Here is a 21,803-nt window from a genome sequence, read left to right as displayed (position 1 = left end):
CGCATGCGTAGCGAAATCACACTCTCTGACCAGATGGGGGCGATGGCGATCGTGGATGGCCTCCGGCACCGAGAATTGCTGGTCTCGGAGCATCTCGATCTCCATCAGCGCCGGGCAGAACTTTCGCAGAAATTGCGCAGTTACTATCAACAGCAGGGAATTGCTGCGACTGATGAGTTGATAGACCGTGGAGTTCGCGAGCACTTCTCGAAGCGCCTGTCTTTCGAAGCTCCAAAACTCAGCCTGTCGACCCGGCTGGTCTTCACCCTAATGTCCAATCGAAATGGGCTGATGAAAGGTCTTGCTCGGGGTGCACTGATCGCCGCAGTGCTGGGGGCTGCCGGTGGCGTGCTCAATGTTGGATATCATCACTACCAGGTGGCCTCCGTTGAAGAGCTGGCAGATCAGGCTGCTTTTGGAGTCAAGCAATTGCGAGGTGAAGCCGTGCTCCAACGTGAGCAAATCAACGCCTTGACTGCGACTCACAACCCACAAGACGTCCCTGCGGCGGCACCTTTACTGGCTGAAGTGCTCGACCGGCTCCAGCAGGTCGGCCAGAAGCTGGATTTCCGTTTGCCTGAACGGATCGATAAGTCGAACTACGTCGAAACAGAAGCAACTATTAACGGCTACAACGGGCAGTTCAGAGAGGCAAAGCGTCTGCTCTGGCGCAACCGCGATGTCCTCGCTGCAGCTTCTGACATCTACTCGGCTTCAGACTCTTATCACCAACTCATCGGCACTCAGTCCTTCAAGGACGGCCTGCTTCGCTACCCAAGCTTGGCGGTGATGTCAGAAGAGGCGAGCCAAGCACTCAAAGCCGCGGACGCAGGCGGTGCTCAAGTGGCGAAAGCGAAAATTGAGGCGTTGCGTTCATCGCTGAGTCAGCTGATGTCCAGCGATATCCTGACCGACAAAACAGCAGCCCTTGAATCTACTTACGCCAAAATGGGCCTCAGTGCTAAGGACAACGCTACAGTGCAAGCGCTGATTTCTTCAGCTCGCGCCGCAATTAAATCTCTGAACGTCGACAAAGCGCGTGAGGAGGTCGACCTCTTGACGGGTATGGTCCCATTCGCACAACAAGCACTGTCGATCGACATCGTTAGCCAGGGCCAGTCTGGTGTTGAGCGCACGTTCTACCCTGGCGGAGTTGAGGGAAGCATGAGTGAATCCAGCAAGAGTTGGTTCGCCATCGCCCAGGCAACGGATGCAGGCGGAAACGTCTTGAAGGCTCCAATTACGGATGCTTACTCCGGTAATCGATTGATGACCGCCAAGTTCGGGGTACGTATTTCTCACGAGGAGTACCTGCGCCTCAAAGCTGATAAGGCTGATGGCCAGATTGATGACGCTCATATCGGAGACAAACCAGCGAATTCACTCTCCATCAAGTGGGCGCCTCGAACTCTATCCAGCAACCCTTCCACGATCTCTAACTGGTGATTCACATGAACCCGTCATCAATTACATCCTCAGTGGAAGAAAACAGCCGTAAGCACGAGCGTGAGCTGCGTCAAGCTGAGCTGCAGTTGTCCGAAGCGCACGAGCGTACGTTGCAACTGGAGCACCGGATTCTTGATGGCTTGCGAGAGGTTGCGGCTGTGCAGTTGGACAGCCCTGACGCTTTTTCGAATGACGTGGCCCGCGAATTAAGCCAGCGCAGGGAGGAAGAGTTGAAGCTGCGTCAGGATCTGCAAAATGTCGAGATCTCGATTGGAAGCCTCAACGAAATTGCAAGCGATCTGGCCGGCCGGGTTGAGACGGTAACTGCGGATGTGAACAGAGCACTCGCAGTCGATGCCAGCTACCTGGTCCTACTCCAACGCCATGAGGAAGCCCGGATAAAGCTGCAGGCCTATAAAACTCAAGAGGCCGAGATTGCGGCAGAGTGTCATTCCAAGTTGGCTGAATTCACCCAAAGCCGTGTGTTCAGTTACTTGTGGAATGCCCACTACGGGACAGAGCAGTACGGCAGCAGGTTCCTGGTCAGAGCGATAGATGGCTGGCTTGCGGCTCAGATCGGTTACTCACTGAACGCGGCAAACTATCGAATGCTGTTGGCAATGCAGGAAGCTAACCAGACTCGGCTCTCAGACCTCAAGCACGAAGCAGATGTCGCCGAAGAAGTGGTCAAGTCTGCGGTACAACGGTCTTACGATGCGGCCGGTCTGTTGGCCATGCAAAGCCGACTGGAATCTGTGCGCGAGAAGATCATCACCCACAAGCGATCTGCAAATTGGTTCCACAACAGCCTTTGCAAGTTCGCGCTTAGGACCGATGACCACAGCAAGAAAGCACAGGAACTGATCCTTAGCAGCCTCCGCACTCGAACCTTCGATGAAATCCAGGCGCTCGTGAAGCAAAGTACCTCTTCCGCTGATGATCACGCCGCCGCACGTATCGCTGTCCTGCAGCGCGAGTTGGCCGAGCATCACAAGACTGTTCCGCTCCTCGAGGAGGAAAGGAATAAGGCTGAGGCGCTCTACAACCGCGCAAAGGACTTGGAACGTTCCCTCCGGAGCGGCCGGTACGTCAGCAGCGACTACCAATATGACCGCGGGTTGAACATGGACAACTTGGTGCTCGGCTACATGCTTGGGAATATGAACCTGTCATCCGTTGAGAGCACCGTGGAGCGTCACCGAGAGTCTGTTCCGCAACCCACTACCTGGAATAACAGCAGCGGCGGCTCGATCGGCGGTGGCGGAGACTCGTTCAACGTTAGCGACTCTATCGGTAGCTCTGCCGACAGTGTCTCCACCTCTGACTCGTTCTGATCACAGTAGGCCTGACTCGCCGGGCTAAGGAATTTTCATGATTGATGATGGCGCGCACCATCTGCTGCGATTTGTTGGCCGGGTATTCGTTGAACTGTTTATCTGGGGCTGGGACGCTGTTGAGTACATCTGCCCACGCCTCGGAAGGCTGGTTTTTAACGGCGTTTTGCGATTCAAACGGAGACTACATCCAGTGCTCGAAGGGATGCTCGGGTTTGGAGTGCTCACGGCTGGCATTGTTGAGGTTGGTTTCTACGTTGCCCCACTGCTGTATTGAGCCCCGGAGCCAGTCATGAAGAAGATCTTTGAGAAAGTCAAAGCAGCTACCGGCACCGCCGGCGGTCTAGCGGGCGACGGGGTAAGCGCGCTGGTTAACGGGGCGCGGGCCACGGCAACAGCGACCATGGATGCTGCAGGTGACGCGTTAAATGTGGTCACAGACACCAGCCGTGCCGCCTCTCATATTGCTTCGACTGCGGGTAGGGCGCTTGTCGCATCAGCCGACGCATCGTTTGTTACGGCCCGGGACACCGTTCTGGATGCAAAAGATCTCGTACCAGGTGCAATCCACAACGGATCATCTTTCATATCCAGTGTCGCAGGCCTTAGCTCACTGGTCGGGCTTTTCGTAGCGCCGGTACCAACGGTCATCGGCCTCATCATCTTGGAAGTAGTGACTTCCATAGTTTCTGAGTCCACAGCTGATGACGCCGCTAATGGAATCGATCGGATCGAGCGTCGCCGATTCGAGCGTGAAGTGGGATTGCTGCGTAGACACGGCATCATCCCTCAGACCTCGGTGCTGGCCAGCAAGGATGTTGAAATCCGGATTAACCTGTCGCGAGGGGAGATTGTAGGGACCGTGCTTACTGGCCCCCACGCCGGCTGGGAGTTCCACGACTTATCTGACGATGAGCTTGAGGGGATAGTCGCCAACACTCGCAGGCAGGACACCGTGGACATCATCAATGGTTATCGGGTTTATGCGGCCGCTAAGCGGAAAGCGGAGAGCACCGTGACACCGGCGCTTTCTTAAACCCGGACATCATGGCCCAGGTACTTCAGTGCCTTGGCCATTCGGCTGTTGATCGCCGGGGCTTGGTCAGGCTTCACAGTACCCACCAGCTCCAGCGCACAATACTTTCCGAATTTCGCCACGCGCCACCTCTCATCCCAGAGCAGGTCACAGATCCTCTCCGCGAAGTCTTCCTTTCCGTACAGCAGATGGGTGAGGCTTGCCTTCACTCTCTCCACGTCATTGTTATTTTCTTTCCAGAAGACAACCGGCAATTGGGCCAGGCCGCCTTTGACGAATCGTAGAATTTCGGAGAACGCATGAACGCTCAAAAGCCCCTTCATCAGCAAGTCACCATCACATGCGGAGATTGCTTCCGGGGAACCAAATACTCGACTCAGGAGTAGCTGAGAATCGACATAGCCCTCATCGATGCGCGATCTGTCAGTCGACACCCACTCAGCCGCTAAGGCTCTGAGCTTATCCTCCCGCTGTGACGCGGTAAGAAGGGGAGCGGATTGCCATTGATTGTCGTCCAGTATCTTGGTGAGCCTCGTCCAGTTTAGAAATCGGTTGGTCTCGGCCGTGACCGGCAACAAGGCAAGCTCGGGTCTACGGTAATCGCCATTCTGCAAGAATGAGGTCACTTCCCGAAAAGCCGGAAGGTATTGCCCGTAAACCATCCGTTGGATGTCTCCCAAAAACAGTCGTTGTGGAGATTTCTTTTCGCTCCCGACTAAAACTGTCCTCGGGGAGATCTCGACCAACCCCTTATCAAACAATCCATCAGGGGATGGAAGTCGCTTGGTTTCATCCCAGATGGTCTTGAACCTAGATAACACTGCCTGCGTCAGAACCGCTGCATCCGCCCACAGCTCCGCAAAGTGGACCTGGACAGCGGTAATTCGCCCCTCATCATGCGGCTGATCAAGAACGATGGTCGCCTCGCGGTTCTGCACCAGACCTCCCTGTGTGAGATTTGCAGAGCCAACCATCGCCACATTGTCGTCCCCTAAAAAAATCTTTGAATGGAAACTGTCTGTGAAGTAGTGGATGGCGCAATTGGGCTCGGCCAGGAGCTTGGCCAACTCCCCGGGATGAGTGGCTGAGTTCAAGCCGACCAGCAACTGGACGGTTGCGCCACGGCGCGCGGCCGCAAGTATCTCGTCAGAGCGATTGAAATAAGGGGCGGCCAGCCGAATAACCGAAGAGGCTTCAAGCAGTGTTTTATAGGCTGACAGAACGTAGTCGCGAGATGGACCATTGGTATACAGCGGGAAGGTAGCCATAAAGGCGATCCGAATCTACCCAGGGGTGGCCAGCTTACACCTTGTCGCCTGCAGTCGCGTTGACAGCACTCAAACCCCAAACAGGGTAGATTCGCCTCGGGCTACTATTAGAGATATGCCCGCGAAAAGCAGGTGATGCCTAGGGGAATGCAGGACGCGCTCATGATTGACGAAAGAGCCGCCCCAAAGAGTCCGAACAGCAAGGTTGTTACAACTTCTAAACGTCGTCTTGGCGACCGGCAGGCCAGTGCAATGGCACATCAATGAACGTCATACGCGTCACTAAACAGGTGGGAGCCACACTCCGTGGCCCCTCATCAATTCAGCCTACAGAATTGGATCTGCATTCACAGAGCCAGGTTGCGCATCGGGCTGAGCATTAGACGCGGGCATACAGACCTGAGTGAACTCCTGAAATGCCAGATTCGCAGGGTCTGCGCCTAAGGTTTTTGTCATCGAGGCACACAATGACGCCTTCCCATTCGCGGTCATGATCTGGCTGAGGCCTGCTGTTGATGATGTGCCGGCCGCATTCTTGGGCATCGCGGCTGATTCAGTTTGGATTACTGAGTAATCAGGGTGCAGACTGGCTAACTCGGTAGATGCGGCTTGCACGCCACCATACAACGTCATTGCCATTGCGAGCGGCGGAGTGAAGCTTGCAATCAACGAAGCGAACATCGGTAATTCCTTATGCTGAGCAGGTGGCCTTATGGCGGTTCAGCCAAAGCGACGCAATAGCCCGGTTTCGAGTGGGATGTTTTGTCTGATGTTTCCCGGCTCCAGTGACGCCTGGTGCTGGTGACATGGTCGCCAACCAGAAACCATCCTCGCCCTTCTGGTAGGTACCCAGTACCTGGTGCGCGTTCTGGTAGCAGATGTCATTGGGCCAACGCCGCTGAAGCCACCCTCCGCCGGAATCAAAACTACAAGCAGGGTTGTGCTCTATGAAGAAGTCACCGTCATCGAGCAGAACCAAAAGGTCTGGATTGATGCTTTGCTCCAGCAAAGCAATGACGTCATCGCAGCGCATCTTGGTTCCGTAAATAGGGAGTGCTAGTCATGGCATTTCCACCTCAGATCCTGCCCACATTGAGCAGGGACAGAGGGAGGATAACCGTCGGGATAGGCGATACAAGTCATAACAGCCTTACGAATTCCGAGGGCCGGTTATGAGTTGCAGAGGCGGCACGATCAAGGAGAATTGTCGGTAGCCGAATGCCACATCGTGGCCCAATCCTCGCTATTCAAGGTTCTCCGATGATCATCGACTTCCAGCCGTATCTTGACCGCAGCCGGTCAAAGCAATCGCTTAAAAAGCAGTCGCGCGTGGCGCCGTCGATGCAGTTGGAGAGCCGGAATATTCCTCTATCTCATCCATGGACACCGTTTGATGCTGCACCTGAGGAGTATCAAAATTCGTTTCGAGAGCTGTGGGTTCAGGTCCACGCAGCAATTGGGGAGAACGATCTCTATGCGATCGAGACGGAACGACGACTAGGTGTGATATCGAATCTGGCTATGTACCTTGTGGACTCATGGCCAGCATCCCTGAAAACTTTCTTGTACCGGAAGTACGGGGAGGGGTGTGTTACCGAAGCAGCGCTTTCCACGTTGCTACCTCGGATTGACCGTACGGCCTCACAGGCTCGTTTGCAGCCGCTCGATCAGGTCAAATCTGAGCAAATGAAACCTGCGCAGTAACGCAGTGTCTGAATTTTGCCCACTGAGTGTAGGGCTTTTCACCCAATATCGCGTATATTGTCAATAGACAGTTAATCGCGATCACCAGCCCAAAGGCTCGCCCTAGAGCGCTTGTTGCTACGGATTAGCTTTAACCCGACGGCTTGGGCGATTTCCAAATTCTTGATTTTTTGCACCTGTGGCGTTTCGGACAGGAAGCCGACCGAAGTGGCATTCTTGCATTGTTATGCCATCATTTTCACCCATAGAATGTGTGCATTAGCGTTCACCGGTAGGCTGCTATGACTGATGACACCAAATAACAGCGACCAGGACGGCCGCATGAGTAATGAGCAAATTGATCGGCCAATCCCGCAGTATGACCGCTCAATCAATGAGCAGGACAGGTTCCTGGATTATTGTCAGCGGAACGAGATCCTGATCAAGGTCTACCTGGATTCGGGTAGGGCATTGCAGGGAAAGATTGTTGACCATGATCGGAAATGCATCCTTCTGGGCGCTACACGCGTAGAGAAGATTCCGAAAATGATCCCCAAGTCGTACATCGCGCTTGTGCGTGCGGAAGAAATACTCCCACTTTTCCTTGAGTACAAAGGGAGAGGGAATTTTATCACCCGTAAGAAAGCTCGAAAGGCTAAGAAACGAGCGGAGCAAGGGAGTAAATCCACTCAGTCGCGTCCTCGCAAACCACGACCAGCCAAATCTGAACGCGGCCTGGTGATATCTACTCCCACTCCTGTGAGTCCACCTATGTGCCCGGTGGTGAATGCTTCTCCGACTATTCGGACAAAAAAAAAGCCGTTGCCGCCTTCAGATAGCTAGGCAGCAACGGCCGGCACAAAGCATGTGGCTGTCAGTTGCTGGAGGAGCACTCCAAGTGAGGCCCGGCGTAAGCGATAACAACTTTGCCGTCCAGGATATCGAAGTGAATGCGCATACCCTCAAGGCCCGCACCGTTGCCAGCTTTCAAATGCCGCTCGAAGAAATGGGTTTTACCCAAATATTCGAACTCCCGCTGCGAGCGAAGGCGTCGATGAGAGCTCACGGTCTCTGACTCGTTGGCTGAGTAGGCATTACCAAGGATTGCGCGGGCTACAGCATCTGGATTCCCAGCCATGAGGGAGTCGTAATAGGGGAAAGCCATCGCCATGATGACGTCCAGCATACGACTGGCCCCCTGGAAGGTCGCGGCATCTTTCGCGGATTTCCAAGCCGAATCCAGCACCACGATGCGTCCGTCACCAATTGTTTCTACAAATAGAAGCACGTCAGTTGGCGTGATCGATTCACGCGCTGCAATACGACGCATGAGGTCGAGGTTAACCAAAAGCGGATCTGGACGATGCACCGGCAGGGCCAGGCTTTCCTTGAAAGTCCGCAGACTGTAGAGCTCGGCGCGCATCTCAGCACACTCCACATCCTTCGTCTTCAGCTTACTTTGGGCGTCATTTAACTGCTCCTGCAGGTTGTTGACGTCAGGAGCAAGAAGCACAGGAGCGACCGGGAGTCTTTCAACAACAGTCAGCGAGGTAGGTTGCTTCTGCGAGGGCGCCGGCGCTTTTCTAACAAGGCGATCCCACTCCTCATAGAAACGCTGCCAAGCGCGAACCAGTGGTGTCAGATTGTCGAGCTCGTCTTTGAACCAGCCGCGGTTAGCAATGATTTCGGCACTGCCAGCTTGGGCCAGGCTGGCAATTTTCATCATTGCGCTGGCGGTAAGGTTCGCTCCCAGATTCACAATCTGCGCCTCGAGCTCTCGGGCCTTCTTAAGCTGCCGATCTGCACGCTGAATGAAAGCGTCGGGATCCAGCTGCGCGTACGACGCATTGATCAAATTACGAAGTAGCTGAACTGCCTCAGTAGGCTGACCTTTGTATTGATCTAGCTGGCGTCCAACCAAGTCGCGTGGAAAAGAACGGTACTCAAAGGGTACTTCCATCGACTCGGCGTGCCTGGCTAGCGTTTCAACCAAGGTCGACCAGCGCGGTAAGGCGAATTCGGTACAGAATTGGCTGTACACGATGGACAGCAAATTCTCACCTGATCGTAAGGAAAGAGCACTGGCTTCGGCTAGATCAAGCAGCTGGGGCATCCGATGCTTGGACTTTGCTTGATTTTCCCATTGGCTGCATATCACCTCTTGAGTGATGCGAGAAAAATCGTGCTCGGACATTTGCTCGGAAAGCGGCTGCGCCGGGTTCATTGGCCCCCGCAGCGACACCAGTTCTGACTCTTGAGCCTTATGCTCAGGGAACAGCTTGAGGATTTGTTCACATGTCGCGTAGATCAGCCCAGGGTAATAGGGCGGAAGCATGGTGAAGAGAACGTTGACCGCCATTTCAATCCGGTACCGTTCGGGCTGTGACAGCTTGGATGACGAATCAACCAGCCGCAAATTCAGCGCACCAAGGTAGAGGAGAGGCAAGGCCGTGACCCGAGAAAAAGCGCCCGCTTGGAAGAGGCTCCCAAGGATCGGGAAGTAATCAAGGATTGCGCGAGCCAAATCAGGCGCAGGCATTGTTTGAGCCTGAATGCGCAGCTTGTCGCGACCATCGTTACCGATCAGTTGGCCAAGGTTGAAGTCAAGTTTGGAGGCGAGATCTATCCGCTCAAAGCCATCACCCATGACATCGGCAACGAGATGACGATGCTCAGCTACGCCGAGATAGCTGAGCATTATGCTTGATGCTGGGACAGATATACCTTTCGGCGCGTTCATGGTGGCCATGGCACGAACTGCCGAGAGTTTTGGGCTGCGCAGACGCAAAAGGGTGTCTGCAACGTCGTTTACAGCTTTCTGAGAGCCGTACCACACACCCCAGGCCGAAAGACTAACCATGGGTTGCCTGTAAGCCGCCGGCACAATGAAGTTGACCATTGATCGCTTTGCAGTAGGCGCTGCAACTGAGCTGTCAGGCGAGATCGGGGCCGGCGCCTCAGCGGCGTCGATGCAATATTCAGGCGCACCTGGATCGAAGGTATCTGCAGCTACTTCCATGATAATTCCTACAAGGGAAGGGAGGAACTCAACTTAACGTTGAGCTCCTGAATTCCAAGGCATTGGAAGCACTAGAAATTGGCGTAAGAAGCGCCGCAAGCTGTCTTGGCCGTCGTAGGTTCAAAATATGTCGAAGTGAAGGAGGGGTCTTCGGCTGAAGCTACCAAGCCTGCCTCGTCTTCAGAAGCATCAGGATCGATGCAGAGATCTTCCATGAAGGAGGTGTCGGCGCCGGTATCAACTGCTTCGCCGCTTGCCGCAACGACAGATGTTTCTGGCAATTCAAATGGCAGATCCCAGTTTTTGGCGTAGCCGATGAGGAAGCGAGGGGTCACAGCTAGCGCTTTGGCAGCTACAGCAATGGGAGTGGAGGCTTTGGCCAAACCCTCAGCTCGGAAATAAAACTCGTTCTGAACATCGAGCGATGGCTCACCCACGAACGTAATCTGCTCGTTGTAGGCAAAATTCAGCAGGAACCGGTGGCTGACGCCGAGGATTTCAGAGGCTTCTAAAATGGTGAATAGCTCTGCCAGCTCGCAGCAGCGCTCGAAGAATACGTTGCGGCCGGAGAACCATGCTTTGCGACTCTGGAGCTCGAGCCCTGGATTGATTTTGATATCACCCAGCTGGACAGGAGGAACTGGTTTTTCGACCCGGCGGAGGTCGAAATGGATCATATAATAGTCCCAAACCTTTTTGATGCGGCGCTTACGGAGGCGGGAGCGGTTATCGCGATCGGCAAAGGTGATGCCGTGTTTTTCTGAGTGAGTTCTGAGGTATCCCGTGCTCACCCGCATGAGACGGGCCGTTTCTTTAATGGAAAAGAATCGTGAAAGCTTGGCGGCCTTATTGTGGAAAACTTCTAGGGCAGCATCGTCTGCTGCCTTTGCCTTTTCCGCCAACTTCGGATTCAGATTCAGAACCTGGTTGCTCACTACACACCCCCTACATTTGGTTGTGAGGGGTTGTCCGTGACCGGCCCGAGCCATATAGCAGACAAGCTTAAGGATGGGGGCCGTGACCCAAAAAATGAGTACGACCCTCCCTAGTGCATAGCAGGGGGCAAGCCCCGGCCGTCATCGCCGTCTACTACTGGCAGAGAGACCTGGTCTCCCCCTCTACACGTGTGTCTGGCGGCGGGATACTTCCCAGCACGCCAAACTTTATGAGCCAATTTATTGGCTTCGGGGAGCGATAGTACATTGCCATATGCATCTGTGAAACCCTTCACAGACGATTAATTTCCCAACTGAGGATTTGGATCCATGCCTTGGGTTTGACGCCAAATTATTTTCCTTTGCAATACAACGAGTTGCGAATGTTTTTTAAGTTCCCTTTGTCAGACGAACGGTAGTGTGCTACCTAAGCACCCGTTTTGTAGACGTATCAGCATTTCTACAAAGCCTGCTGATAAAGAGAAATTGGGACCCCCATTTTGACTGGTCGATTGGATTTTGGCCGTTATGCTCTTTTCGGCAGCCGGTATCCGAGGCCATTTTTACCCCCCGGAATACGGCCCCCCCAAACAAAGCAAGGATTCATGACGTGAGCCGACACACCCTGAGCAAAACCATTCTGGCCGTAGCAATCACCGCCGCTACCGCAAACACCTTCGCCGCTCCAATTGACCTGAACAAGGACGTCAGCGGCGCGAACGAAGTCGCTTACTCTCGAACAAGCTACGGTAATGTGACGCTCACGGGGGACGCCACCCGATCTGCCGATCAAGACGGCACAGGCTTCGAAGGTGTAGCTATCTCCGGCGATCTGACCAACAACGCTAACATCAATGCGCACGGTCAATTCGTCGACGCCCTGGACCTGGACTCGTCCGATGACGCTGACAATGTTCCAACCACTGTCGGCGGCAGCGTGATCAACAATGGTAACTTCACCCTGTCGGGCATTGCTCCAGTCGGCATCATCGCCGATGGCGCCACCATCGGTGGCAGCTTGGTGAACAACGGCAACATCACCCTCGTCGGTGAGACCAATAACATCGACTCCGATACCCCTCACGCAATCGAGCTGGGTAACGTGCAACTGGGTGGCGACCTGATCAACACCGGCGCTCTGTCGGTCACCGGTACTGGTGCTAAAGGTATCTACGCCTTTACCTCCCAAGGCACTCTGAACCTGGGCACCATCGGTAAAGACGTCATCAACAAAGGCTCGATCAGCGTCGCCGGTGATAACGCCGCCGGCATCAGCCTGAAAAACATCAACTTCGGCCATGACGTGCTCAACCAAGGCTCGATCGCCGCAACGGGCGCCAATGCTTCTGGCATCGTCGTCAACGATTTGCACTTCAATGCCCTGAACAACTCCGGCAACATTCAGGTATCAGGTACTGACGCCGTCGGTATCCGCGTGGTTGATTCTCTGGCCCCAGAGGTCAAGTCCCGGGTCAACGGCATTATCAACACCGGCAACATCGTATCTACCGGCACCGCTATCAGCATCGAAAGCGTGAACTACAACCCGGGCGAAGGTGGTGACGACAACGCCAACAACCTGTTCGTGATCCACCAGGACGGCGGCTCGATCACCGGGGGTGACACCTCCATCAATGGCAACTTCCAAACGCAGCTGGAATGGACTGCCGGCACCATCACTGGCGACATGGAAGCGATGAACGTCGTAAAGGTCGACGGTTTCGGCACCTTCAACGGCAAGGAAATCGAGGCTCTTTTTGTTGATGTGAACTCGGGCACCCTCTACCTGGCTTCGAAGAACACCAACCTGACTGGTGATCTGAACGTCGCATCGGGCAGCACTTTGCAAGTCCGCGTCAGCGATCAAACCAATCCTGCGAATCCGATCGTCACGGTCGGTGGCGAAGCTACCTTTGCCAGCGGTAGTAAGATCGGCGTGACCGCTACCCCGGGCGACTTCACCGGCAACAGCCAAGGCACTACTTACACGCTCGTCAAAGCCGGCACCCTTACCGACGGCGGCCTGTCTGTAGTGAGCAATTCCGCTCTGCTGAACATCACCGGCTTCAACGTTAACGGTGACACCGTAACCGCGACCGTCACTGGCAAGTCCGGTTCGACTGTTGCCGATCAGATCGGCAAGCTCGGCGCTTCCCGCAACGCTTCCCGCGCTATTCGCCCATTTGCTGACAGCGTACTGGGTAAGCTGGACGCAAACGATCGTGTCTTCAAAGCATTCGCCAACGCTGATGAAAAAGAGCTGGCCCGCTTGGCCGAGCAACTGTCGCCTAACGTGAACGGCGGCTCGACCCAAGCAGCTCTGGGTGGCCAAACTCTGGTTTCCAGTGCTCTGAACGCTCGCAACGCAGAAGTCCGTGGTTTGTCCTCCGGCGATGTGCTGAAAGACACCGGCGTATGGGTCAAAGGTCTGTACTCTGATGCTGACCAGGGTTCCCGTGACGGCGTTGCCGGCTATAACGCATACAGCAGCGGTATTGTGGTTGGTGCTGACGGCAAGCTGACCCCTGACCTGACCCTGGGCGTGGCCTACAGCTACATCAACTCCAAAGTAAACGGTCTGTACAATCAGACTGATGTCGACGCGCACGCCCTGACTGCTTACGGCAGCTGGACACATGGCCCGGCGTTTGTCGATGCCAGCGTGACTGTGGGCAAGAACGACAACACCAGCAAGCGTGACATTGCCGATACCGTTGCGAAGGGCGATTACGACAGCAATCTGTTCGGCGTGAACGTTCTGGGCGGCTACGGCTTCAACATCGACAATGGCGTGCTGGTCGAGCCTCGTGCGGCCCTGCGCTACAGCAACCTGCGTATCGACGGTTACACCGAGAAAAACTCCAGCGCAGCCCTGAGCGTCGGCGGCCAGCGTATCGAAGTCGGCGAACTGGGCGGTGGTGTTCGCGTGGCGAAAGACTTCAACATCCTGAACGGTACGTTGAAGCCAAATGCCACCGCGATGGTCTACCACGACTTCATCGGTGACAAAGCGAACTCCACCAGCACCTACACCCTCGGCGGTACGCCTTTCGTGAGCAGTGGTGCGTCCACCGCTCGAAACAGCTACGAGCTGGGCTTTGGTGCGGACTACTCGATTGGTGCGGTAACCGTGGGTGCTTCTTACAGCTACCTGAAGAAGACCGACTTCAATGCCGACACCTTCACGATTCGAGCGAGATACGATTTTTAATCGTTTAGAATCAATAGTTTAAGAATATCGGCCAGTTTTCTGGCCGATATTTTACTGGTTATGCATCTGTCGATAGCCGCCCTGCGGCCGCTATCAAGAGCTGCATCAAATTGGGGTAGGAAATGTTCAAATCGATATTAGCTTCCGGGCTGGTCGCTGGTCTCATACTCATGAGCGGATGCGCTTCTCAAGTCGATTTGAATACCTATCCTGCCGGTAATTTGAAGCCGACAGTTGTGGCAACTGGCACGTTCCCCATTCAAGGCATGCTCCCCAGACCTGGTAGCTACTCAAAGCTTCGGGTTTACATTGAGGGAGATGGGCATGCTTGGGCGACTTCTTCGCAACCAAGTACTGACCCCACACCTCACACATCGATCATGCTTCGCCTCGCTGCCGAGGATCGGGGCGCTGCCGCATATCTGGCTCGTCCATGTCAGTTCGTTACAGCGACAGCTTGCACAATCGACGTCTGGACTGCCTCTCGGTTTGCTCGGCCGGAAATCGACGCGATGAACACAGCGCTATCGGATCTGAAGCGCCGCTTTGCCGTTCAGTCTTTTGAGCTGATCGGTCACTCCGGGGGAGGAGAGGTCGCTCTGGTGTTAGCTGGTATGCGCGATGACGTTGTTCAGGTGCAGACGATTGCCGGCAACGTGGAGCCCATCTATTGGACCAACCTCCATAAACTGACCCCGCTCAAAGACCCAGTGACTCCCCTCATGTACAAGGAACGCCTTCGAGACGTACCTCAGCGCCATCTGGTGGGGATGAAGGACACAGTGGTTCCGGCGTCCGTTTCGCAAGCCTACAGCATCCAGCTCGATGCTGAATGCCTTGAAATCGTCGCAGTAAACGCTACTCACCTTGATGGATACGACGCAGCCTGGAATCAATTTTCGACAACACCATTGCTCTGCAAGGAGCGGTAAGTACCCCGACAGGAGTCGGCTGCAAGGAAAGCTTTATGCCTGGAATGCACAAGGGCCAAAGGAAATCGGGCCTCACTGAACAGAGGGAGATGCTCCTCTCTCAACTCAATTCAGATACACACTACTCGGCGACTCCCACAATCGCCTACGGCAACCACAATCCATTCGAGGTTGGACTGGCCGTATGTGAGCACTGCACTCACTTGCCACGACTTATCGAAGTAGAAGGGAAGCGGCCTCAGCCGCGATGGCAAGTTAGATGCCTGATGTGTCTGAAGAGCGGAGGTGAACCTACCCGTTATCCTTGGGCAGCGTCGCTGATGTGGAATGGCATTAATCTGAAATCTCAGCATTACGCTGATATGCCCCTGTTTGGGCTTGCAGATCTTTGCCAGCAAAGCGCTCATGACCGAATCAAGCTGATCAGGGCTAATCTCGTCCTGAGAATTTCTCTGTGCAATGTCGAACGCCAACTCTTCAAAGCCGGGCTCAGTAATCGAAAGCCTGGGGCCACCTATGCGTTGAAACTGGATGCCTACCTTAAGTGGGCAATGCTCGCGCACCGCCTGATCAAGATTGCCAACCAATCGGGGCCAGCCACGAGTCGAAAGGTGTTTCCATGATTACCTGTGGTCGAATCTCTTAAATTCTGAAGCTCTGTTTTGGATTGCAGGCCTGGAAAGGCCGGGGCTAGTATCTCCAACGCCCGTAACACACGAGTCCGATCTGGGGAGCGCCGGCAGCGCAGAATATGACCCCTGACGGCCACACCCAAAGGAATCGCCAATGCTTTTAGCATCCAAAGGTGGCACGGTTTCAGCAGTGAAGATTGTCCGCGAGACACGTTACACATGGACTCTCATCGACGATAAGGTTCAAAGCAAAGTCAGCAAGCGGGACCCAAGCTTGCGTGTATTCAGGCTCATGTCACAGGCTCTCGAATGGGCATGCAATGACCAGAAGCTTATTGATCACTTCAAAAGTCAGGAAGCATCGGAGAACTCTCTGAGCAACACGAAGATACTCAATTCATGACTCCTTCCGAGTTGTACCACCGGGCTCCCATTTTCAAGATTAGAACCGCCGCCACCAAAGCTGGACTTTCCTTAACCGTCGTCGTCGCCGCTGCAATCAGCCTTGCCCCCTCCAATAGCGAAACTTCGGCCCTACTGATGGGGGTAGGCGCCGTGGCGGCCGCTGCCGGCGGGTTGTTGTTCTGGGGCACTAGCTCCAGATCTTGGAATTCTCTACGCCAGACTCTCGGCTCCATCATGGTTGCCTATGGCTTGAGCGCCGTTGCAGGAGGGTTTTTAGGACATTTCAGCTTAACCACGCCGCTCGAGGTCATATCAGTTCAAACCAGCGCCCTGGTGAGCCCATGGAAGGCCGCAAAGACCGAGCAGGAAGCCGAGTCACTCATCCAAGCGGCCAAAGATGCACATCAAAAGACCCTCGTGTTCTGGGGGCAACGGGATTGCGATCGATGCCAGAGGTCTTTCGAGCTAAGCGTACTTGATCCGAGCATCAACCCAGGCCTGCAGGGTTACAGACTCATCAGGGTTGAAACATCCTCACCAGGTTCATCAGCTCAACGGGCAAGATTTGGAGTATCTGAGATCCCGACGTTGACGTTGATGAGGGCCGATGGGTCGATTCCCGAATTCGGCACTGTCGATCACATCGACGCTCAGACCGTCATGGATTTGCTTGAAATGGAAGCCCAGGAGGGCGCTGAAGGCTTTCGAAACTGATGTCACGACGCGGCTTACCCGCGATCGCAGTCCAGTGATTGAGTTTATAAATTTACAGGTAACGGCACAGCCATCGAGGATTAATCATGAAGAAAGGCTATTTTGTATCAATGGCGCTGGTTCTGCTGTCACTCACAGCCTGCGCCTCCCATGTACCAGCACCACCTCCAGCAACCTCACCGAAATCCACAGATCAAGCCGTGCGTGCTTTGATCGTTGAGGTTGCCAAGCAGTGCAAAGAGAATGAGCGCACCCAAGGCGGTGATTTTAAGACCTGCTTCTACCAGCAGCTTGATGCCGCGGTAGATCAGATCAGACGGGGTCAGAGATGCGCCTCGCCGGACGGCTGCAACCCACATACAGAGCAGTAATCGCATCAACCGACGGGCGCGTTGAAAGCGCCCGCCAGGTGTGGAATTAGGGTTTCTCGTTCTGAGTCGGTATTACATGAACCGTCATTCCATCTCGAAACTCACGGTCTGTATGCACCCGCTGACTCTGACCGGGTTGTTGAAGGGCGAGCTCTCCGAATTCCAAACGTTGGCGGACGTAGCCAACAGCGTTCTTAACCGACGCCCACCCAACAAACTGCATCAAAGAGGCTAGAGACCAACCCGAATCAATCGCCCAGTTAGCAAAACCATGCCTCATAGAATGCGTGGATACTGATTCAGGATTGACCCCAGCTTGCACGCACATATCGACCAGTATGGGTCCGATACTCTTTGATGAGAGCCCAGATTCTCCTACCACCCCCCAGTGATGAATTTTACGGAAGACTGGCCCATGACGAATTCCGGACTCTTCTAACCACTCAACGTACGCTTGGACTGGACATAACTCCCTCAGCGCCACCATCTCGTATTTCTTGCCGTTTGCGCCGCGGTCAGTCTTTGAGAAAGGCAAGAAGATACTGATGTCCTGACCCTTCACCGCCGTGATGTTTTGGGCTTCGAGCCTTGAAAGCTCATCGCTCCGAAAAGCGCGCCAGAAGCCGAGCAGCAGCATTGCCTTATCACGCACCGCTCTCAATTGTCGCTTGCGAGCGTCCCGGTAGGCGGGCGAACTAGCCTCATGAATGCCCTGCAGATCTAGGGTGGCAACTCTTGCATCAGCATCCAACGTCTCGACAATCTTACGGATGGCGTTCAGTGAGAGGGGAGTAGCCTTCTTGGGCTCGCGCAGGTAATGAACCCTGATACCCTTCATGGTCTCTTTTACAGACTCGTGCTTCGTTGGATCAGGCGCTCCCTGTCTTCTATGCCAGTGGGCCAAACCTGCCAGGCGCACCTCCAATGTACGAACCGAAAGCTCTTCCGCGTAATCGGCGAGATACTCACAAATCTTTTCAGGTGTTGCCGGCAATCGTCCTTGCCAGGTGAACTGGTAATGACGAATGGCAGACTTGTAGGCCGCCGCTGTATTGTCGCTTTTGCCCGCCGCCCTCAGCTCTGCAACGCTTAGATTCGCTTTTTGCTTATCATCCGCCTTGAGAAGGTCGGTCATGCGCGTTCACCTGCCGGCATCCGCTGCCAGATGTCAAAAGCAAAGCGGACGAATCCGGCGGCCTCATCGTCAAGACGCTGTTGGATAATTGCCTCGTAACCTGTGTTGGCGTCGATGAGTTTTTCCAACGGCGTGCGAAGGTCGCGACCTAAGCTGTGGCCACTCAGACGACGGTATTCCCGGACAAGATCATCATTGCCCGCACAGGCCATTAGGCAGTCGTAAAAAGTCACTGGCATGTCGTTACTCCTCAATCGGAGCAAGGATAACGGGTTGCGCCTTGAGCGCCAGCATAAATTCACCCACAAAAAAACCGGCATTAGGCCGGTTTTGATCAGAGATGGTCGCCTTCAGCCAGAAAGGTCTTCAGGGCTAAAACGGATACGGCGCTCCTTGTAGAGTTTCTTGTAGGTGGCGTCACTGACTTGAATCATCTCAGGCACCCCTTTAACTGCCAGGATGGCGGAGGTGGCGGATGTGTCGAAGCCTTTGTCACCGCTAGAAGTCACAACGCTAGCCGAGTTGACGCTTCCATCTCGAGCCATTTTGATCAGGATCTCCACTGCCATACCGTTGCGTGCTGTATCGGGGCGCTTCCAATTTGCAATGATCCGCTGAACAAGAATGCTGTCGACGTTCTCCAGCTTCTTCAGTGGCGGTGCCGGTTTTGGAGTTTCTGCGTACGAAACCTCTTGTATCTGATCGAGCACAGGATGAGCCTTCATTCCCATGGTTGGGGTCTGAATGGCCGCAAGAATGGTCTCCTCGGGCTGCGCCAGGCTCGCCTGAGGCGCACCCGACTCAGCCGCAGGCGTTGGTGCGATGAACTGAGTGTCACCTGTGGGGAAGATTTTCACACCGGCCGGGGTCGGGGCACTGGGTCCCATTGGAACTGGCTTGGCCACAGCAACCGGCGGGTTCCTAGGCTGCTCAGCTACTGGAGTGGCAGAAGGCGTCTGCTCGGCCGCGTGGTCGGCCGGGGTTGAGGGCGCTGGATGCACCGATCCAGCATCGTGGGCGTCTGACGTTTCTGCCGGCGTGGCTTTACCTTCAGTGATCGATGGGGCCTTTTCATCAATCAGTGATCTGCTACCTGGCTCGGCGACGCCGCGACGTCCAGGATCAAGGAGAGGAAGCATCGCGAGCTGATTTTCCTTCAACTGAGTCACTACTGACTGCAGTTGAGCAATCTCTTGGGTCTGACTTTTAGTGGCCTCCTGCTGGGCGTTCATTTCTGTGCGCACAGAGTTGACCATGATCAACGCTGTTGCGGACATTGCCGCCAAGACCAGTGCCACTGTCGACGCCATCAGCGCCAGATGCTTTTCACTCACCACAATTACCTCTCTGCTGGTGAGTACAGGTTACCGATATCTCCAAATTCTCCAACCCAAAATGGGGTCTCCGAATTCCATGATAGGAGTACTCATTCAAAGTGATCAGATGTCATGGCGGTTTGGTGAGCAGCCGTTATATTAGGTAACTACCCTAATTGGACCTGGAATCGAAATGGTCAAGATTTTTGTAGACGCGCGCGAGCTGCCGTCGAGAATTCCCGAAGCGCTTCGAGAATATGGAGCCGTGGTTGAAACTGGAAATCTCGAAACGGGAGACTACGTGCTGAGCGCCGACATTGTGGTCGAACGAAAGACCGCGACAGACTTCGTTGCCAGTATTCTCGATTCGCGGTTCCTGAACCAGGCGAATAAGATGGCGCTGAATTTCCGTACAGTAATCTGGCTCATTGAGGGAGACATTTTTTCAACTCGCGCCCAGATTCACCCAGATGCGCTAGACGGAGCCCTGAGCTATCTAGCGGTGATAATGCGCCAGACCGTCATATGGTACAAGGCACCCAAGCGGGCAGCCGGCATACTGTACCGGATGACTAAACACGCTACAGAGGGACTAGGTTACATCCCTCCAATGAGGAAAGGGAAAGTACCGGCAGGGATCGGCCAAGCGCTTTTCACCATCGAAGGCCTGAATGGGTGCGGCCCGGTCGCCGCGCGTAAATTGATAGAGCACTTCAAGTCGGTTCATGCCGTGATCAACGCCTCTGTCGATGACCTTTGCGAGGTGAAGGGTATTGGCCCCAAGAAGGCTCAAGCAATTTACGAAGGGATTCACTTCCGCGTTCAGGACGGCGAGTCTATCGCTGACCAGCCGACTTTATTGGCCGATCCTCCAGCGCCAGCCCCACTTGTATAAAAAAAGCCCCAGCGAAGGGGGCTTTTCAATTTTTGCCGACAGCACGATTAGATATCGAACTTGAGGGTCCGCTGCTGAAGGTATTTCATGTAGATCGCGCGGTTGACTGTGGCCATCTCGGGGATCTTGGCCAAATCAGCTGCCGCCTTGACCACCGAGTCATCGAGCTCTTTCGAACCACTTGACTTCGGCACTGTTGCGTTAGTAATGGTCCCATCCGGAAGGAATTGAACCAGTACCTCGACGGTCGTACCAGGTGCAGCAGACTCAGGACGCACCCAGCGGCCGTGAAGACGTGCAACCACCAGTCGGTCGAAGTTTTCGACACCTTTATGTTCTGCTGCTTCAACCTGCTTCTGTGCATCAGCTTTTTCCGCGTCTGCCTTTGCTTGAACCGCAGCCTTTTCAGCATCGATTGCATCCTTGGCCGAGCGGTAAGACATCGCCTGCTCAACTGATTGCTGGAGCCCGCTGATGCGCTTGTTTGCGTCGAGGAGGCCTTGCTGAAGGACCGCCTGGCCAGCCATCACTACTCCAGCATCAGTGCTGGCCTGCACAGATTTGGCCTCGATGTTGAGGATCCGTGCGCGTTGCGTCTGCCAAGCGTCATCCACCGCGCTAGCGGCACTCATCGCCTTGAACGATGCGTAGAACGCTAAAAGGACCAACGCCAGCAGCACGACAAAAACGATAACGGCAACGGTCACCAGCGTTGTCCGTTTGACGTTGACCGTAGATTCGTCACCTTCTACCTGGGCCAAGTTTTTCAATAAGGCTCGCATAGCGCTCCATCACCTCAAAGATTCACGCCTGAATGGCGACCAGGCAGGGTGCCTAGTACGCGACATTCTCCACGCGATCCGACTTGGACTCCATCCAAAATAGGCGATCCAAATTCTAATTTGCAGGTCAGTGCTGAGAGAAGCGCATTCGTGCCCCCTTATGCAGGTGTTGGCTAGGAATTCATTCAAGTTGCCAAGGCTGGAGGAGGGCGGCCGATAGGACAGTATTATGGCGTTCGTTAACAGCAGAGCGTTCTTCTGTCATTCCATGCGCAAGCCGCGATCAGACGTCAGGCATCAGGCGGAACATCTGCCGCGGATATAGGATCACCTCTGTGAAGTGCCCTGCAGGTTTTAGAGTTGTACACCCCTACAAGCAAAACATCCTGGTCGTGTCGAGGCATCGACTTGAGGTTCCATTTCGCCTTGATTTCGTCATGCATCTGCTTGGTTTGAGCGTAGTCAGGCTTATAGCCACTCTTGGCGGATGCCCAGTTTGCGTGCTCGGTGATCGCATCGATTCTGCTAGCTTGGCCGACCAGCTTGGCGGCCATGGAGCATTCAAGGATCTGCTTTATTTCGGCTTTCCCGCTTTCATCCGAGCAAGCGGCGAGCACAGAGAGGGACGCAGCAATGACAAGGAGCTTGTTCAACCGGGGTCTTCCATGAAATGGTGAGGGCGAGCTTTG

Annotated in this window: 21 protein-coding genes; 11 read left to right on the top strand and 10 right to left on the bottom strand. The window is 54.6% G+C overall.

The annotated features are described in order from the left end of the window. Positions 1–3 precede the first annotated feature (3 nt). The 4 genes from AC07V9_RS05300 to AC07V9_RS05285 are packed head-to-tail and all read left to right on the top strand — an operon-like array spanning position 4 to position 3,816. The gene (locus AC07V9_RS05300) at positions 4–1,446 is read left to right on the top strand and encodes a DUF6384 family protein (RefSeq protein ID WP_495014662.1); all 1,443 of its coding nucleotides are present in this window, start codon (positions 4–6) and stop codon (positions 1,444–1,446) included. 5 nt (positions 1,447–1,451) lie between these two features. Next, on the top strand, positions 1,452–2,780 hold the full coding sequence (locus AC07V9_RS05295) for a hypothetical protein (protein ID WP_495014661.1): 1,329 nt from the start codon (positions 1,452–1,454) through the stop codon (positions 2,778–2,780). A 37-nt stretch (positions 2,781–2,817) separates the two neighbouring features. Further along, positions 2,818–3,057, top strand: a complete 240-nt coding sequence (locus AC07V9_RS05290) for a hypothetical protein (protein ID WP_495014660.1) — start codon at positions 2,818–2,820, stop codon at positions 3,055–3,057. A gap of 15 nt (positions 3,058–3,072) precedes the next feature. Beyond that, the gene (locus AC07V9_RS05285; RefSeq protein WP_495014659.1) at positions 3,073–3,816 is read left to right on the top strand and encodes a hypothetical protein; all 744 of its coding nucleotides are present in this window, start codon (positions 3,073–3,075) and stop codon (positions 3,814–3,816) included. On the opposite strand, the gene AC07V9_RS05280 is transcribed toward AC07V9_RS05285, so the two are convergent. The 3 genes from AC07V9_RS05280 to AC07V9_RS05270 form a co-directional block, all read right to left on the bottom strand. Next, entirely contained in the window at positions 3,813–5,084 is a 1,272-nt protein-coding gene (locus AC07V9_RS05280; protein ID WP_495014658.1) for a phospholipase D family protein, read from the bottom strand. The two genes, AC07V9_RS05285 and AC07V9_RS05280, sit on opposite strands and share 4 nt — an antisense overlap. Before the next feature lie 327 nt (positions 5,085–5,411). Then, on the bottom strand, positions 5,412–5,765 hold the full coding sequence (locus AC07V9_RS05275) for a hypothetical protein (RefSeq protein ID WP_495014657.1): 354 nt from the start codon (positions 5,763–5,765) through the stop codon (positions 5,412–5,414). A gap of 10 nt (positions 5,766–5,775) precedes the next feature. After that, complete coding sequence (locus tag AC07V9_RS05270; RefSeq protein WP_495014656.1) at positions 5,776–6,117, bottom strand: hypothetical protein; 342 nt, start codon at positions 6,115–6,117, stop codon at positions 5,776–5,778. 227 nt (positions 6,118–6,344) lie between these two features. Between AC07V9_RS05270 and AC07V9_RS05265 the strand changes: the two genes are divergently transcribed. Together AC07V9_RS05265 and AC07V9_RS05260 are read left to right on the top strand one after the other, a co-directional pair. Continuing rightward, entirely contained in the window at positions 6,345–6,788 is a 444-nt protein-coding gene (locus AC07V9_RS05265; protein WP_495014655.1) for a hypothetical protein, read from the top strand. A gap of 321 nt (positions 6,789–7,109) precedes the next feature. Beyond that, the gene (locus tag AC07V9_RS05260) at positions 7,110–7,610 is read left to right on the top strand and encodes an RNA chaperone Hfq (protein WP_495014654.1); all 501 of its coding nucleotides are present in this window, start codon (positions 7,110–7,112) and stop codon (positions 7,608–7,610) included. Positions 7,611–7,641: 31 nt separating this feature from the next. Here the strand turns inward: AC07V9_RS05260 and AC07V9_RS05255 are convergent, their stop codons facing one another. Beyond that, positions 7,642–9,786, bottom strand: coding sequence for a hypothetical protein (locus AC07V9_RS05255; protein ID WP_495014653.1), 2,145 nt, complete (start codon positions 9,784–9,786; stop codon positions 7,642–7,644). A gap of 71 nt (positions 9,787–9,857) precedes the next feature. Beyond that, the gene (locus tag AC07V9_RS05250; protein ID WP_495014652.1) at positions 9,858–10,721 is read right to left on the bottom strand and encodes a hypothetical protein; all 864 of its coding nucleotides are present in this window, start codon (positions 10,719–10,721) and stop codon (positions 9,858–9,860) included. A gap of 610 nt (positions 10,722–11,331) precedes the next feature. On the opposite strand from AC07V9_RS05250, the gene AC07V9_RS05245 reads away from it, so the two are divergent. From AC07V9_RS05245 to AC07V9_RS05230, 4 genes are all read left to right on the top strand, one after another. Further along, on the top strand, positions 11,332–13,932 hold the full coding sequence (locus AC07V9_RS05245) for an autotransporter family protein (protein WP_495014651.1): 2,601 nt from the start codon (positions 11,332–11,334) through the stop codon (positions 13,930–13,932). Between the two features lie 512 nt (positions 13,933–14,444). Further along, positions 14,445–14,864 (top strand): alpha/beta hydrolase, encoded by a 420-nt coding sequence (locus AC07V9_RS05240; RefSeq protein WP_495014650.1) that lies wholly within the window; start codon positions 14,445–14,447, stop codon positions 14,862–14,864. A gap of 1,031 nt (positions 14,865–15,895) precedes the next feature. Further along, complete coding sequence (locus tag AC07V9_RS05235; RefSeq protein ID WP_495014649.1) at positions 15,896–16,615, top strand: hypothetical protein; 720 nt, start codon at positions 15,896–15,898, stop codon at positions 16,613–16,615. Between the two features lie 86 nt (positions 16,616–16,701). Then, on the top strand, positions 16,702–16,986 hold the full coding sequence (locus AC07V9_RS05230) for a hypothetical protein (protein WP_495014648.1): 285 nt from the start codon (positions 16,702–16,704) through the stop codon (positions 16,984–16,986). Positions 16,987–17,032: 46 nt separating this feature from the next. Here the strand turns inward: AC07V9_RS05230 and AC07V9_RS05225 are convergent, their stop codons facing one another. The 3 genes from AC07V9_RS05225 to AC07V9_RS05215 all read right to left on the bottom strand — a co-directional run bounded on the left by AC07V9_RS05225 (position 17,033) and on the right by AC07V9_RS05215 (position 19,455). Next, the gene (locus AC07V9_RS05225) at positions 17,033–18,121 is read right to left on the bottom strand and encodes a site-specific integrase (protein WP_495014647.1); all 1,089 of its coding nucleotides are present in this window, start codon (positions 18,119–18,121) and stop codon (positions 17,033–17,035) included. Next, positions 18,118–18,360 (bottom strand): hypothetical protein, encoded by a 243-nt coding sequence (locus tag AC07V9_RS05220; protein WP_495014646.1) that lies wholly within the window; start codon positions 18,358–18,360, stop codon positions 18,118–18,120. The genes AC07V9_RS05225 and AC07V9_RS05220 overlap by 4 nt, the downstream gene beginning before the upstream one ends. 111 nt (positions 18,361–18,471) lie before the next feature. Beyond that, positions 18,472–19,455 carry a TonB family protein gene (locus tag AC07V9_RS05215; RefSeq protein WP_495014645.1) on the bottom strand — a complete coding sequence of 328 codons (984 nt, stop codon included), beginning with the start codon at positions 19,453–19,455 and terminating at the stop codon, positions 18,472–18,474. A 175-nt stretch (positions 19,456–19,630) separates the two neighbouring features. Here AC07V9_RS05215 and AC07V9_RS05210 point away from each other — a divergent pair, with 175 nt between their 5' ends. Beyond that, positions 19,631–20,332: an ERCC4 domain-containing protein gene (locus AC07V9_RS05210; RefSeq protein ID WP_495014644.1), complete on the top strand. Its 702-nt coding sequence runs from the start codon at positions 19,631–19,633 to the stop codon at positions 20,330–20,332. Positions 20,333–20,379: 47 nt separating this feature from the next. Here AC07V9_RS05210 and tolA read toward each other — a convergent pair whose 3' ends face one another. Continuing rightward, complete coding sequence (gene tolA, locus AC07V9_RS05205) at positions 20,380–21,114, bottom strand: cell envelope integrity protein TolA (protein ID WP_495014643.1); 735 nt, start codon at positions 21,112–21,114, stop codon at positions 20,380–20,382. Positions 21,115–21,404: 290 nt separating this feature from the next. Further along, positions 21,405–21,767: a hypothetical protein gene (locus tag AC07V9_RS05200; RefSeq protein WP_495014642.1), complete on the bottom strand. Its 363-nt coding sequence runs from the start codon at positions 21,765–21,767 to the stop codon at positions 21,405–21,407. Between the last annotated feature and the right edge of the window lie 36 nt (positions 21,768–21,803).

This window comes from Pseudomonas sp. GW821-FHT02A11 (genome assembly GCF_059421985.1).
The sequence above is the reverse complement of the archived record's forward strand: the minus strand, read 5'-3'. Positions and strand labels throughout refer to the sequence as shown.